At 61.0% G+C, this 12,123-nt stretch carries 12 protein-coding genes; 9 read left to right on the plus strand and 3 right to left on the minus strand.

Going from position 1 to position 12,123, the window contains the following annotated elements; genetic code table 11:
- The first annotated feature begins 464 nt into the window (after nt 1-464).
- The 6 genes from BLP65_RS17165 (at nt 465) to BLP65_RS03270 (ending at nt 6,657) form a co-directional block, all read left to right on the plus strand.
- The gene (locus BLP65_RS17165; RefSeq protein WP_245688236.1) at nt 465-893 is read left to right on the plus strand and encodes a DUF3426 domain-containing protein; all 429 of its coding nucleotides are present in this window, start codon (nt 465-467) and stop codon (nt 891-893) included.
- A 229-nt stretch (nt 894-1,122) separates the two neighbouring features.
- A complete protein-coding gene (dusB, locus tag BLP65_RS03250; RefSeq protein WP_092992580.1) occupies nt 1,123-2,109 on the plus strand; it encodes a tRNA dihydrouridine synthase DusB in 987 nt (328 codons plus the stop codon).
- Complete coding sequence (gene fis / locus BLP65_RS03255; protein ID WP_092992582.1) at nt 2,106-2,363, plus strand: DNA-binding transcriptional regulator Fis; 258 nt, start codon at nt 2,106-2,108, stop codon at nt 2,361-2,363. The genes dusB and fis overlap by 4 nt, the downstream gene beginning before the upstream one ends.
- Nucleotides 2,364-2,509: 146 nt before the next feature.
- Nucleotides 2,510-4,072 (plus strand): bifunctional phosphoribosylaminoimidazolecarboxamide formyltransferase/IMP cyclohydrolase, encoded by a 1,563-nt coding sequence (purH, locus tag BLP65_RS03260; protein ID WP_092992584.1) that lies wholly within the window; start codon nt 2,510-2,512, stop codon nt 4,070-4,072.
- 139 nt (nt 4,073-4,211) lie between these two features.
- On the plus strand, nt 4,212-5,489 hold the full coding sequence (gene purD / locus BLP65_RS03265; protein ID WP_092992586.1) for a phosphoribosylamine--glycine ligase: 1,278 nt from the start codon (nt 4,212-4,214) through the stop codon (nt 5,487-5,489).
- Between the two features lie 262 nt (nt 5,490-5,751).
- Complete coding sequence (locus BLP65_RS03270) at nt 5,752-6,657, plus strand: phosphoribulokinase (RefSeq protein ID WP_092992588.1); 906 nt, start codon at nt 5,752-5,754, stop codon at nt 6,655-6,657.
- 66 nt (nt 6,658-6,723) lie between these two features.
- Here the strand turns inward: BLP65_RS03270 and rimO are convergent, their stop codons facing one another.
- Nucleotides 6,724-8,046 (minus strand): 30S ribosomal protein S12 methylthiotransferase RimO, encoded by a 1,323-nt coding sequence (gene rimO, locus BLP65_RS03275; protein WP_092992590.1) that lies wholly within the window; start codon nt 8,044-8,046, stop codon nt 6,724-6,726.
- Nucleotides 8,047-8,268: 222 nt separating this feature from the next.
- Between rimO and BLP65_RS03280 the strand changes: the two genes are divergently transcribed.
- Nucleotides 8,269-9,309, plus strand: coding sequence for an NADP(H)-dependent aldo-keto reductase (locus BLP65_RS03280; RefSeq protein WP_092992592.1), 1,041 nt, complete (start codon nt 8,269-8,271; stop codon nt 9,307-9,309).
- Between the two features lie 15 nt (nt 9,310-9,324).
- Nucleotides 9,325-9,984, plus strand: a complete 660-nt coding sequence (locus tag BLP65_RS03285) for a glutathione S-transferase family protein (protein ID WP_092992594.1) — start codon at nt 9,325-9,327, stop codon at nt 9,982-9,984.
- Nucleotides 9,985-10,051: 67 nt separating this feature from the next.
- Here BLP65_RS03285 and BLP65_RS03290 read toward each other — a convergent pair whose 3' ends face one another.
- Both BLP65_RS03290 and BLP65_RS03295 read right to left on the minus strand, forming a co-directional pair.
- Nucleotides 10,052-10,969: an AEC family transporter gene (locus BLP65_RS03290; protein ID WP_092992596.1), complete on the minus strand. Its 918-nt coding sequence runs from the start codon at nt 10,967-10,969 to the stop codon at nt 10,052-10,054.
- 50 nt (nt 10,970-11,019) lie between these two features.
- Nucleotides 11,020-11,424 (minus strand): secondary thiamine-phosphate synthase enzyme YjbQ, encoded by a 405-nt coding sequence (locus tag BLP65_RS03295; protein WP_092992598.1) that lies wholly within the window; start codon nt 11,422-11,424, stop codon nt 11,020-11,022.
- A 172-nt stretch (nt 11,425-11,596) separates the two neighbouring features.
- Here BLP65_RS03295 and BLP65_RS03300 point away from each other — a divergent pair, with 172 nt between their 5' ends.
- Nucleotides 11,597-12,016: an HU family DNA-binding protein gene (locus BLP65_RS03300; RefSeq protein ID WP_245688224.1), complete on the plus strand. Its 420-nt coding sequence runs from the start codon at nt 11,597-11,599 to the stop codon at nt 12,014-12,016.
- Nucleotides 12,017-12,123 lie beyond the last annotated feature (107 nt).

Raw genomic sequence — 12,123 nt, forward strand, 5'->3', positions numbered from 1 at the left:
CGCCGTCGGCGCCCCGGAAGGATGCGGACAGAGACAGAGAGACAAAACAGAAGCCGGTCCCCGCAGCGACATCGTCAACCAGTAAACCGAGGACCAAAAGGCCGTCCCCGCATACCTTCGACGAGCCAGGTCCGGGTTGGGACTCGTTGACCGAAGAGGACCTTGGTGCCCAAGTTTACCCGGTTAACGAAGCCGGACTAGCGGGTGACGCCGCCGCAACCACCTCCGAGGACAGACCCGGTGCCCGTGAGCCCGTGAAACTCCGGTCCCGGGATCCCGAACCGGCGGCAGAGACATTGCCGCCCCCCTCGGAAGGGGCTCCTAAGATCCGGGCATCGAAACACCGCCAGCCCCCCCCGCACTCGGCAGGACCGGAGCACGAGGAGCTCCCGCTTCAACTGCAAACCCGGCCCGGAGGAAGGGGAGTTGGGGCGACGCTGCTCTGGAGCCTCGGCGTTGTATTGATGATGGTCGCCCTCGGGGGACAATACGCCTACTTCCATCGCGATCAGTTGGCACTCCAGGCGCAGTGGCGTCCCTACCTGGAGATGATGTGCGAGATCGCAGAGTGTGATTTGCCGCCGCGCCGCGAACTCACGGCCATTGACCTGACCGACCACGCCGTACAGTCGCATCCACAACGCGACGGCGCTCTGCTGATCACCGCGACCCTGCTGAATGGCGCCGAATTCCCGCAGCCCTTTCCGGACGTGGAAGTCGTCATGATGGACATCGAACAGCGTCCCGTGGCCTCCCGCCGCTTCGTCCCGGCCGAATATCTCGCGGGACGAAACCCGGACAGCCTGTTTGCCGCAGGGCAAGAGGCCCACCTCCTGCTGGAGGTCGTTGATCCCGGCTCACAGGCAGTCAGCTTCGAATTCGATTTCCGGTAACGGCGGCAGTTTTCACTCTTCCGACCATTGCGCAAGCGCCCCTCCCCACCGGCGGGCCCTTGTTGCTTTGTCCCTGTGCTGTAAGCAAACCGTTCCGGCAGGTTCTGCCAATTTCTCGGGCCCACCAGAACTATCGCAAGGAAAGTGAGCATTCACGTCCACCCGCAGGCTTTATGTCGATTGCGGAAGCCGATATCATATAAGGTTCCCGTATCAAAATACCCCTGCAATGCGAATTGGACCGTACCACCTCTCCACGCCTCTGATCCTCGCCCCCATGGCGGGGGTGACGGACCGCCCGTTCCGGCAGTTGTGTCGTGAGCTGGGTGCCGGAATGGCCGTTTCGGAGATGGTCTCTTCCAACTCACTGCTATGGGGTAGCGAAAAAACCCGTCGCCGGGCCGACCACCGGGGCGAAGACGAGCCGCGCTCCGTCCAGATTATGGGCGCGGACCCGCAAATGATGGCAGATGCAGCCCGCTTCAATGTCGCAAACGGGGCCCAGATCATCGACATCAACATGGGCTGCCCGGCCAAGAAGGTTTGCAATGTCCAGGCGGGTTCGGCCCTGCTTCGCGACGAGGCGCTGGTGGGCCGGATCCTCAATGCCGTGGTGGGCGCCGTCGATGTGCCGGTCACTCTGAAGATCCGCACGGGCTGGGATCGGGAGAGCCGAAACGGGGTCGAGATCGCGCGTATCGCCGAAAATGCCGGGATTCAGGCATTGGCGATACACGGCCGCACCCGTGCCGATGGTTATTCTGGCGATGCCGAATACGACACCATCGCCGCCATCAAAAGCGTGCTGACAATCCCCGTATTTGCCAACGGGGATATCACCACCCCCGAAAAGGCTCGCCAGGTACTGGATGCCACCGGGGCCGATGCCGTCATGATCGGCCGGGCAGCTCAGGGCCGCCCCTGGATCTTCCGCGAGATGGAGCATTTCCTGCGCACCGGTGAACGACTGCCGGAGCCTTCACTGGCCGAGATACGGGACATTTTGCTGGGCCACCTGAACAATCTCTACGCCTTTTACGGGGAGTACACCGGCGTTCGCATGGCACGCAAGCACATCTCCTGGTACAGCAAGGGCCAACGCCACGGCGCGGCGTTTCGACAGGCCGTCAACCGGGAAGACAGCGCCGAACAACAACGACAAATGGTCGATGAGTTTTTCAATCGCTTGATCGCTGACGGAGAGATGGCGGCATGAAGGAGAATGGCAACGGGGGAGCCGACATTCCACTCAATGGGCACGTACGCGAGGCCCTCGAGCAGTACTTCAAGGATCTGGGGGGACACTATCCGGCCAACCTCTATCAATTGATGCTGAACGAGGTGGAGAAGCCACTGTTCGAGATGGTGATGCGCTACGCCAGGGGCAATCAGACCCGTGCGGCGGAAATCCTCGGACTGAACCGCGGCACCCTGCGCAAAAAACTCAAGATTTACGGGCTGAACGACTAGGAGCCTGTTCGGAATACTACCAGTAGCCGCAAAGCCACAGAGTACATAGCGAAAAACCGATGGCCAGGGGAGCGGCCGGTATTCCCCGTTTATCAACACTCTGTGGCCTCTGCGGCTGATTGCTTTTATCTTTTTGGGGAACAGCAATGAACAAGATCCAGCGCGCGCTGATCAGCGTGTCCGACAAGACCGGTGTGGTGGAATTCGGCCAGCAGCTAAAGAGCCGTGGCGTGGAGATCCTCTCCACGGGCGGTACCGCCCGGCTCCTGGCCGAGAACGGCGTGGAGGTGATCGAGGTCTCCGAGTACACCGGCTTCCCGGAAATGATGGACGGTCGCGTCAAGACCCTGCATCCCAGGATCCACGGCGGGATTCTGGGCCGGCGCGGCACCGATGATGCAGTGATGAACCAACACGGCATCGGCGCTATCGACCTCATCGCGGTCAACCTCTACCCGTTCGAACAGACGGTTGCCAGGCCGGACTGCACACTGGAGGATGCCATCGAAAATGTCGACATCGGCGGCCCCACCATGCTGCGCGCCGCGGCCAAGAATCACCGCGATGTCGCCGTCGTGGTGGATGCCGCCGACTACCAGCGCGTGCTGGAGGAGATGGACGCCAATGACGGCGCCATTTCCGGCGCCTCCAGTTTCGACCTGGCGGTAAAGACCTTCGAGCACACCGCCGGATACGACGGCGCCATCGCCAACTACCTGGGCCGGATTCGCGACGATGGTACGCTGGGGGACTTCCCGCGGACCTTCAACAGTCAGTTCCACAAAGTGCAGGAAATGCGCTACGGGGAAAACCCGCACCAGAAGGCGGCCTTCTTTGTGGAAAAACAGGCCGAAGCCGGCAGCATCAGCACCAGCCGTCAGCTTCAGGGCAAGGAACTCTCCTACAACAATATCGCCGACACCGACGCGGCCCTGGAGTGCGTCAAGCAGTTCGACGCCGCGCCGACCTGCGTCATCGTCAAGCATGCCAACCCCTGCGGAGTTGCGGTGGGGGCGAACCTGTTGGAGGCCTATGAACGCGCTTTCCAGACCGACCCGGAGTCGGCGTTTGGCGGCATTATCGCCTTCAACGGCACGCTGGATGGCGAAACCGCCAAAGCCATCGTCGACCAGCAGTTCGTCGAGGTGATCATTGCACCAGCGGTGACTCCCGAGGCGGCCGAGGCAGTCAGTGCCAAGCAGAACGTTCGGCTGCTCGAGTGCGGCACGTGGTCCACATCTCCTGCCGAACGGTTCGACTTCAAGCGCGTGAACGGCGGCTTGCTGGTCCAGACCGCCGATCAGTTGTTGACCGGTGACCTGAAGGTGGTGACCGAGCGCGAACCGAGCGAGAAAGAGATGCGAGACCTGCTCTTCACCTGGAAGGTGGCCAAGTTCGTCAAATCCAATGCCATCGTTTACGGCAGGGACGGCATGACCGTAGGGGTCGGCGCCGGTCAGATGAGCCGCGTCAATTCGGCCCGTATCGCAGCCATCAAGGCCGAACACGCCAACCTGGACGTGAAGGGCTCGGTGATGGCTTCCGACGCCTTCTTTCCGTTCCGTGACGGTCTCGACGCCGCCGGAACCGCCGGCATCAGCGCCGTGATTCAGCCGGGTGGTTCGATGCGCGATGAAGAGGCCATCGCGGCCGCCAACGAGCACGGCATCGCCATGGTCTTTACCGGCATGCGCCATTTCCGACACTAAGAAAGATACGAGATTCGAGGTCACGAGATACGAGGGGTTGTGCTCACGCCTCATTTCAATAAAGCGGCGCAAGCGCCTCACTCCCTCGTACCTCGTATCTCGACCCTCGTCCCCTTCTTTAACAGCGTGAGTTTAATTGATGAAGGTATTGGTAATCGGCGGCGGTGGCCGTGAGCACGCCCTGGCGTGGAAGGTCGCGCAATCGCCGCGGGTGGAGCGTGTTTACGTCGCCCCCGGCAATGCCGGCACGGCGCGGGAGCCGAAGCTGGAGAATGTAGCCATCGCGGCAGAGGACATACCCGCCCTTTTGGCCTTCGCGGCGGATAAGGCCGATCTGACCATCGTTGGCCCGGAGGCACCGCTGGTGCAGGGGATCGTCGACAAGTTCCGGGACGCCGGCCTGCGCTGCTTCGGGCCGACCGGCGCGGCCGCCCGGCTGGAGGGCTCAAAGGCCTTCAGCAAGGATTTTCTTGCCCGTCACGGGATCCCCAGCGCCGCCTACCGCACCTTTACCGACTGCGACAGCGCGCTTGACTACCTGCATGAGCGGGAGACGCCCATCGTCGTCAAGGCCGACGGGCTGGCTGCCGGCAAGGGGGTTATCGTTGCCCAGAGCCTGGAGGAGGCGGAAGCGGCTGTCCGCGACATGCTTTCGGGCAACGCCTTTGGCGAGGCGGGCCACCGGGTGGTGATTGAAGAGTTTCTGGAGGGCGAAGAGGCCAGCTTCATCGTCATGGTCGACGGGCAGCATGTGCTGCCGATGGCCACCAGTCAGGACCACAAGCGGGTTGGTGAGGGCGATACCGGACCCAATACCGGCGGAATGGGGGCCTACTCCCCCGCCCCGGTGGTTACCGAGGCCGTGGACCGCCGCATCATGGCTGAAGTCATCCTGCCGACGGTCAAGGGCATGGCCGACGAGGGTCATCCCTATACCGGGTTCCTCTACGCCGGCCTGATGATCACCCCGGACGGCACACCCAGAGTCATCGAATACAACTGCCGTTTCGGCGACCCGGAAACCCAGCCGATCATGCTGCGCATGCAGTCGGATCTGGTCGCCCACTGCGAAGCCGCCCTCGACGGCCGTCTGGATGGTGAACAGGCCCGCTGGGATACACGGGCATCCCTCGGTGTGGTTATGGTGGCGGGCGGCTATCCCGGCAACTATCGTAAAGGCGACATCATCGAAGGGCTCGAGGACGCCGATGCCGAAGATGTGAAGGTCTTCCACGCCGGCACCGCTGAAAAAGATGGTACCGTGGTCACCAGCGGCGGGCGGGTACTCTGCGTCACCGCATTGGGCGAGACGGTATCGGCCGCCCGGGAACGAGCCTACCGTGCAGCCGGAGGTATTCGCTGGGACGGGGTTTATCTGCGCCACGATATCGGTTATCGCGCAATAAACCGGGAATAGTGCCCACGCATTGCAACACCAATGTTAGCGCCGACGCCCCTGGATGAGCGTCACTCGAGGACAGCCTCGTAACAAAATCAATGACTTGGTCTTCGATCTTGGCGCCCAGTCGCCATTCTGGCAGGATTTGCCGAGACTTGGGCGCCGGATGTCATATAAAATAAGTCGATTCGCCGGTATGACCTTTTCGATTACCCAATAAATCCGGTCTGGCTATTCACGTTATTTTCCTCAAAAAAATTGGCTCTGAAGGAGTGCACTTATGTCTGAAAAGCATCCCGTCATTGCGGTGACCGGGTCATCCGGTGCCGGCACGACAACGGTCAAGAACGCGTTCGAACACATCTTTTTCCGTGAAAGTATCAACCCGGTGGTGGTGGAGGGTGACAGCTATCACCGTTACAACCGCAAGGAAATGAAAGAGGCCATCGCCAAATTCGCGGAAGAGGGCAAAAACCTGTCCCATTTCGGACCCGAGGCGAATCACTTCGACACCCTTGCCGAAACCTTCAAGTCCTACGGCGATACCGGTGCCTGCCGTCGCCGTTACTACCTGCATAGCGACGAAGAGGCCGCCGAGCACAATCAGCGTCTGGGTACCGACCTCGGCCCGGGTGAATTCACCCCTTGGGAAGAGATCAAGCCCGGTACCGACCTGCTGTTCTACGAAGGACTGCATGGCGGCGCCGCCGACGGTGAGATCGACGTATCACAGTTCACCGATCTGCTGATCGGCGTAGTGCCCATCGTCAACCTGGAGTGGATCCAGAAGATCTTCCGGGACAACGACCAGCGCGGCTACAGTGCCGAGGCGATCGTCGACACTATCCTGCGGCGCATGGATGATTACGTGCACTACATCACCCCGCAGTTCTCACGCACCGATATCAACTTCCAGCGTGTGCCGACCGTGGATACCTCCAACCCGTTCATCGCCCGCGATATCCCCACGCCGGACGAGAGCCTGGTAGTCATCCGCTTCCGCGATCCGAAGAAATTCGGTGTGGATTTCCCCTATCTGCTGAGCATGATCCACGACTCGTTCATGTCGCGTCGCAACACCATCGTGGTGCCGGGCGGCAAGATGGGCCTGGCCATGGAAATCATCCTGGCGCCGATCATGCACAGCATCATCGAAAAAAGCCGTTCCATGCGCGACCTCGCCTGATTTTCCGGCGATAGGCAGGGACTTCGAAAGGCCCGCACAGCGGGCCTTTTTTATGGGCCGCGAAAATCAGTCCGGGACCGGGACCGCATACAGATCGTGTTCGTCGGCTGCAGTGATCGTTACCTCGAGGAATTCGCCGGGTTCGACGTCGGCATCGGTATCCACCACCACCATGCCGTCGATCTCCGGAGCATCGCCCCTGGAACGGGCGTAGACATACTCCTCGTCGGCCCCCTCCACCAACACCGTCAGGCGCCGCCCCACCTTCTCCTGAAGCCGGTCGGCACTAATCGCCGCCTGTACATCCATGAACCGCTCCAGCCGCTCCTCCTTGAGCTCCTCGGAAACCGCTCCGGGGAGCTTGTTGGCGGCGGCACCCTCCACCGGCGAATAGGCGAATGCCCCCACCCGATCGAGACGCGCCTCGTGCAGGAACTCCAGCAGCCGTTCGAAATCGCTATCCGTTTCGCCGGGGAACCCGACGATAAAAGTACTCCTCAGGGTCAGGTCCGGTACGGCGGCCCGCCAGCCGTCGATGCGTCGCAGCAGTCCGTCCACATCGCCGGGCCGTCGCATAGCCTTCAACAGGCCCGGGCTGGCGTGTTGGAAAGGGACATCCAGGTAAGGAAGGATGAGCCCATCGGCCATCAACGGCAGCAGCTCATCCAGGTGCGGGTAAGGGTAGAGATAGTGCAGGCGGACCCAGATACCCAGGGATCCCAGCCCCCGCGCCAGGTCGGTAATGCGGCTTTTCACCGGACGTCCCTGCCAGAACCCGGTGCGGTATTTCACATCGACTCCGTAAGCGCCGGTGTCCTGGGAGACCACCAGCAGCTCCCGAACCCCCGCTGTCACCAGGCGCTCCGCCTCATCCAGGACCTCACCCACCGGGCGGCTGACCAGTCGTCCCCGCATACCCGGGATGATGCAGAAGCTGCAGCTCTGGTTACAGCCTTCGGCGATCTTGATGTAGGCGTAGTGACGCGGGGTCAACTTCAGCCCGCCGGGTGGCACGAGATCGGTAAACGGGTCGTGCTGTGGCGGGAGATGGGCATGGACCGCTTCCATCACCTCATCGAGAGCGTCAGGTCCGGTCACCGCCAGTACCTGCGGGTGGGCCGCCCGAATCGTATCATCGCGGGCACCCAGGCATCCGGTGACGATCACCTTTCCATTCTCCGCCAGGGCGTCACCAATCGTCTCCAGCGATTCCTCCACCGCGGCGTCGATAAAACCGCAGGTGTTGACCACCACCAGATCGGCGGTGTCATAGCTGGAGCTGAGCTGGTATCCCTCGGCTCGCAATTGGGTGAGGATCCGCTCGGAATCCACTGTGGCCTTGGGACAGCCAAGGCTCACGAAGCCTACCTTGGGTATGGTCTTGGACATGCTATGCTGGCTACACTATTTTGGGTTAGAGACAGGCATACGAATGGCCCGGGTTGCACCCCGGGAGCCAAAGATACCGTGTTTTGAACCGGGGAACCCGGATTGGTTTCAAGTCGGGAGAGCCGGCTGCCGTTTGACGTGCTCCCTTGCGTTCGCCCTGTTCCTGAACCAAACACACAAGCACCTGCGGTGCCCTGACGCCGCTTGCAAAAGGAAACCGCTATGGAGTACCGCCGTCTGGGACGTACCGACATCAAGGTTTCGGTCATCTGCCTGGGAAGCATGACCTGGGGCGAGCAGAACAGCGAGGCCGAGGGCCACCAGCAGCTCGACTATGCCCTCGATCACGGGGTCAATTTCGTCGACACAGCGGAATTGTACGCGATTCCGCCGCGCGCCGAGACCTACGGCCGAACCGAAGAGATCATCGGCAACTGGCTGGAGCAGACCGGCCGCCGCGAAGAGGTCATCCTCGCCAGCAAGGTGGTGGGCCGCGGCGGCGAGTGGATCAGCCATATCCGGGGCGGCCAGACCCGGCTCGATAGGCACAATATCGTCAAGGCCCTGGACGGCAGCCTGAAGCGGCTCAAGACCGACTACATCGATCTCTATCAGCTGCACTGGCCGGATCGGCACACCAACTTCTTCGGGAAGCGCGGCTATGAGCACGATCCAAACGATCTTCCGGTGCCCATCGTCGAGACCCTCTCTATCCTGGACGATCAGGTCAAGGCGGGAAAAATTCGCCACGTCGGCCTCTCCAATGAAACGCCCTGGGGGGCCATGAAATTCATCCAGCTGACCGAAACCCTGGGTCTGCCGCGCGTTGTTTCGGTGCAGAATCCCTACAACCTTCTCAACCGCATTTTCGAGGTGGGTCTGGCCGAAGTCGCCCACCGGGAGCAGACCGGACTGCTGGCCTATTCGCCGCTGGGGTTCGGGGTACTTTCCGGAAAGTACCTGGAGGGACACCCCGAGGGGGCGCGCCTCACACGTTGGCCCGACTACGACCGCTACAGTAATCCGCAGGCGATCGCAGCTACCCGGGAGTATGTTGCGCTTGCCCGTGAACACGGCCTGGACCCGGCCCAAATGGCCCTGGCGTTCGTGAACAGTCGCCCCTTTCTCACCAGCAACATCATCGGCGCCACGACCATGGAGCAGTTGAAGAGCAATATTGAAAGTGCCGGCCTCGCCCTGCCACCGGAAGTTCTCGAGGGGATCGAGGCCATTCACTCCCGCTATCCCAATCCGAGTCCGTAATCTGCAGGAGGCACGATGAAACCGCAGTTGATCAGCTTCAAGCTCTGTCCGTTCGTCCAGCGTTCGGTAATCCTTCTCAAGGAGAAGGGCGTCGACTACGACATCACCTATATCGATCTCAATAGCCCGCCAGGCTGGTTCAAGGAGATATCCCCGCTCGGAAAGGTACCGGTGCTGCGGGTGGGCGAGCAGTCGATCTTCGAGTCGGCGGTCATCATGGAATACCTCGACGAGGTCAATCCACCCTCGCTGCATCCGTCCGATCCGTTGCGCAAGGCGCTCAACCGGGCGTGGATGGAATTCGGTTCGGAGCTCTTCATGGGCCAGTTCCAGATGATCCGGTCACCGGATGCAGAGAGCTTCGAGCAGAAACTGAAGGCGTTGAAAGACAATCTGGCCAAACTCGAAACCCATATCGCCGGGCCGTTCTTCAACGGCGACACTTTCAACCTGATCGATGCCGCCTATGCCCCCCTTTTCATGCGAAGCCAGCTGCTCGAAAACTGGCACCCGCTAGCACTGCTGCAGGGACTTCCCAGAGTGGAGGCCTGGTCGCAGCGTCTGCTCGCCCGAGACACGGTAAAGGAATCCGTAATCGATAACTTTTCGGAACTGTTCCGATTGCATATTGCCAACAGTGAAGGCTATGGGGCGGAGCTGTTCGACGAGAAATAAGCAGCACGATGAGGTTCCCCGCGGCCGCTGGAAAACGCCCTCTCCCCGAGGGAGGGGGCGTTTTCAACTAGGCGCCCGTCATCCCGAACCAGAAGGGCAACGTGATCAGGCTCAATGCGGTGCTGAGCGTCACGGCCATGGCATAGAGCGCCACGTCCAGACGGTAGCGATCACACAGGACGATGCCCAGTACCATGCTCGGCATCGCCGCCTCCAGGACAATACCGGCCCGGAGGCCTTCTCCCATCGCAAGCATGCCGGTTGCCCACCAAATCACCGCCGGCGTCAGCAGCAGCTGGATCACCAGCACCGGCCAGAGCTGGCCCAGCATGCGTGTTCCGCTTCCCATCCAGCGCAGGCCCAGCCCGATGGAAAACAGCATCAGAGGCACGACAGCGCTACCCAGTAGCTCGAGGAGACCGTCGAGCAAATCGGGCAGGGGTACGCCCCCGAGGTTTAGCAAAACACCTGCCAGCGCCCCCCACAGCGGCGGCACACGCATCAGCATCCGTAGCGGATGGATGGGTTCAACCGCATCGCCATACCGGGCCGCCATCAGCACCCCGGCGCTCAACAAGACGGGTGTACAGGCGAACAGGTCATACTGAATGGCAATACTGCGTGCCCAGGGCCCCAGGGTTACCTCCAGCACCGGGAGTCCCATATAGGTCGCATTGGGAAAGGTCGCGGCAAGCAGCAGCGCACCCATCTGGGGGCGCGAAACGGAGCGAAACCGATACCAGGCCCAGGCACTCCCGAATCCGACCGCCAGACCGGCAAAGGCCAGACCCGCCACCGTGAGCGCTTCTGTCCCCAACGGGGCCTTCCACAGGACCACCAGCGCCAGTGCCGGCAGCAGCAATACATAGACCAGGGTGGTCAGGCTGTGCCGCAGGGTATCCCCCTCCAGACCACTCGGCGACCACACGCGCCAGAGCACGCCGAGCAGTATCAGGGCGCCCGCCTGGATCACGACATCAATCATGGAACCCGTCCCGGTTTTGGCAACCCGTGGCCGAAAACACCAACCGGGCCTTAGCCCACATGCACAACAACCCGGCGCAGCTGGGGCTGGTGCCGATGCTCCCAAAGATAAATTCCCTGCCAGGTACCGAGCGCCAGACGACCGCTGATGACCGGAATACCGAGACTGGTGGCCGTGAGGGCCGACTTGATGTGGGAGGGCATATCATCCGGCCCCTCCAGGATATGACTGAACAGCGCATCACCTTCTGCCACCAAGCGGTTCAGCCAGTTCTCCAGGTCCCGACGCGCCGAGGGATCAGCGTTTTCCTGGATGACGAGGCTTGCGGACGTATGCTGTATCAACAGGGTGCAAAGCCCGTCTTCCATCCCCCACTGACCGACCAGCGCTGCCACCTTGTCGGTAAAAAGGTACAGACCCTGTCCAGGTGTTTCGATTTCCAAGGTCGTGATCACGTTCGTCCTCCGGTCGGTGAAACGGCAATCTAACCACATCCCTCATCCATGGCAAAGAAGCTAAAAAGCGATAAAACCCTGTTTTTTCCTTGTCATTTGCATTATTCGACTTCAAAATCGGGTCAGAAACAGCTCATCGGAGTTGTTCTCGATTCATGATGACGGAGAAACAATGATGGCAGTGAAGAAGACTTCCGCGAAGAAAAAAGCCGCCCCGAAGGCCAGCCCCAAGAAAGCCACCGTCAAGAAAAGCGTCGCAAAACCCAATGCGAAGGCGATTCCCACCAAGCAGACCAAGACCCAGATCATCAACTCGATTGCTGAAGATACGGGCCTGACCAAAAAAGACGTTGCTGCAGTCTTCGGTTCCCTGTCCAACCTGATCGAAGGGCACATGAAAAAGCGCGGCTCCGGGGAGTTCACCATTCCCGATAGCGGCGTAAAGATCCGTCGTATCAAGAAACCGGCCACCAAGTCCCGCAAAATGCTTTCGCCGTTCACCGGCGAAGAGATCACCGTAAAGGCCAAACCGGCCCGCAACGTCATCAAGGTTGCCCCGCTGAAGGCACTCAAAGACGCGGTCACCAAATAGGCAGGTCCCGACACCAGGCAAAAGGCCGGAATCCCGGCCTTTTGCTTTTTCCCACTCCCTCTCCCGCCGCGCCGCACCTCCCCCGCACAGCATCACTATTCCTCTAT

Source organism: Thiohalomonas denitrificans, from assembly GCF_900102855.1.
In the GTDB taxonomy this organism is placed as follows: Bacteria; Pseudomonadota; Gammaproteobacteria; order Thiohalomonadales; family Thiohalomonadaceae; genus Thiohalomonas; species Thiohalomonas denitrificans.

Coding starts and splice junctions, on each gene's coding strand:
- BLP65_RS17165 (WP_245688236.1), top strand. CDS start 465: ATGATGGTCGCCCTCGGGGGACAATACGCCTACTTCCATCGCGATCAG.
- dusB (WP_092992580.1), top strand. CDS start 1,123: ATGCGAATTGGACCGTACCACCTCTCCACGCCTCTGATCCTCGCCCCC.
- fis (WP_092992582.1), top strand. CDS start 2,106: ATGAAGGAGAATGGCAACGGGGGAGCCGACATTCCACTCAATGGGCAC.
- purH (WP_092992584.1), top strand. CDS start 2,510: ATGAACAAGATCCAGCGCGCGCTGATCAGCGTGTCCGACAAGACCGGT.
- purD (WP_092992586.1), top strand. CDS start 4,212: ATGAAGGTATTGGTAATCGGCGGCGGTGGCCGTGAGCACGCCCTGGCG.
- BLP65_RS03270 (WP_092992588.1), top strand. CDS start 5,752: ATGTCTGAAAAGCATCCCGTCATTGCGGTGACCGGGTCATCCGGTGCC.
- rimO (WP_092992590.1), bottom strand. CDS start 8,046: ATGTCCAAGACCATACCCAAGGTAGGCTTCGTGAGCCTTGGCTGTCCC.
- BLP65_RS03280 (WP_092992592.1), top strand. CDS start 8,269: ATGGAGTACCGCCGTCTGGGACGTACCGACATCAAGGTTTCGGTCATC.
- BLP65_RS03285 (WP_092992594.1), top strand. CDS start 9,325: ATGAAACCGCAGTTGATCAGCTTCAAGCTCTGTCCGTTCGTCCAGCGT.
- BLP65_RS03290 (WP_092992596.1), bottom strand. CDS start 10,969: ATGATTGATGTCGTGATCCAGGCGGGCGCCCTGATACTGCTCGGCGTG.
- BLP65_RS03300 (WP_245688224.1), top strand. CDS start 11,597: ATGATGGCAGTGAAGAAGACTTCCGCGAAGAAAAAAGCCGCCCCGAAG.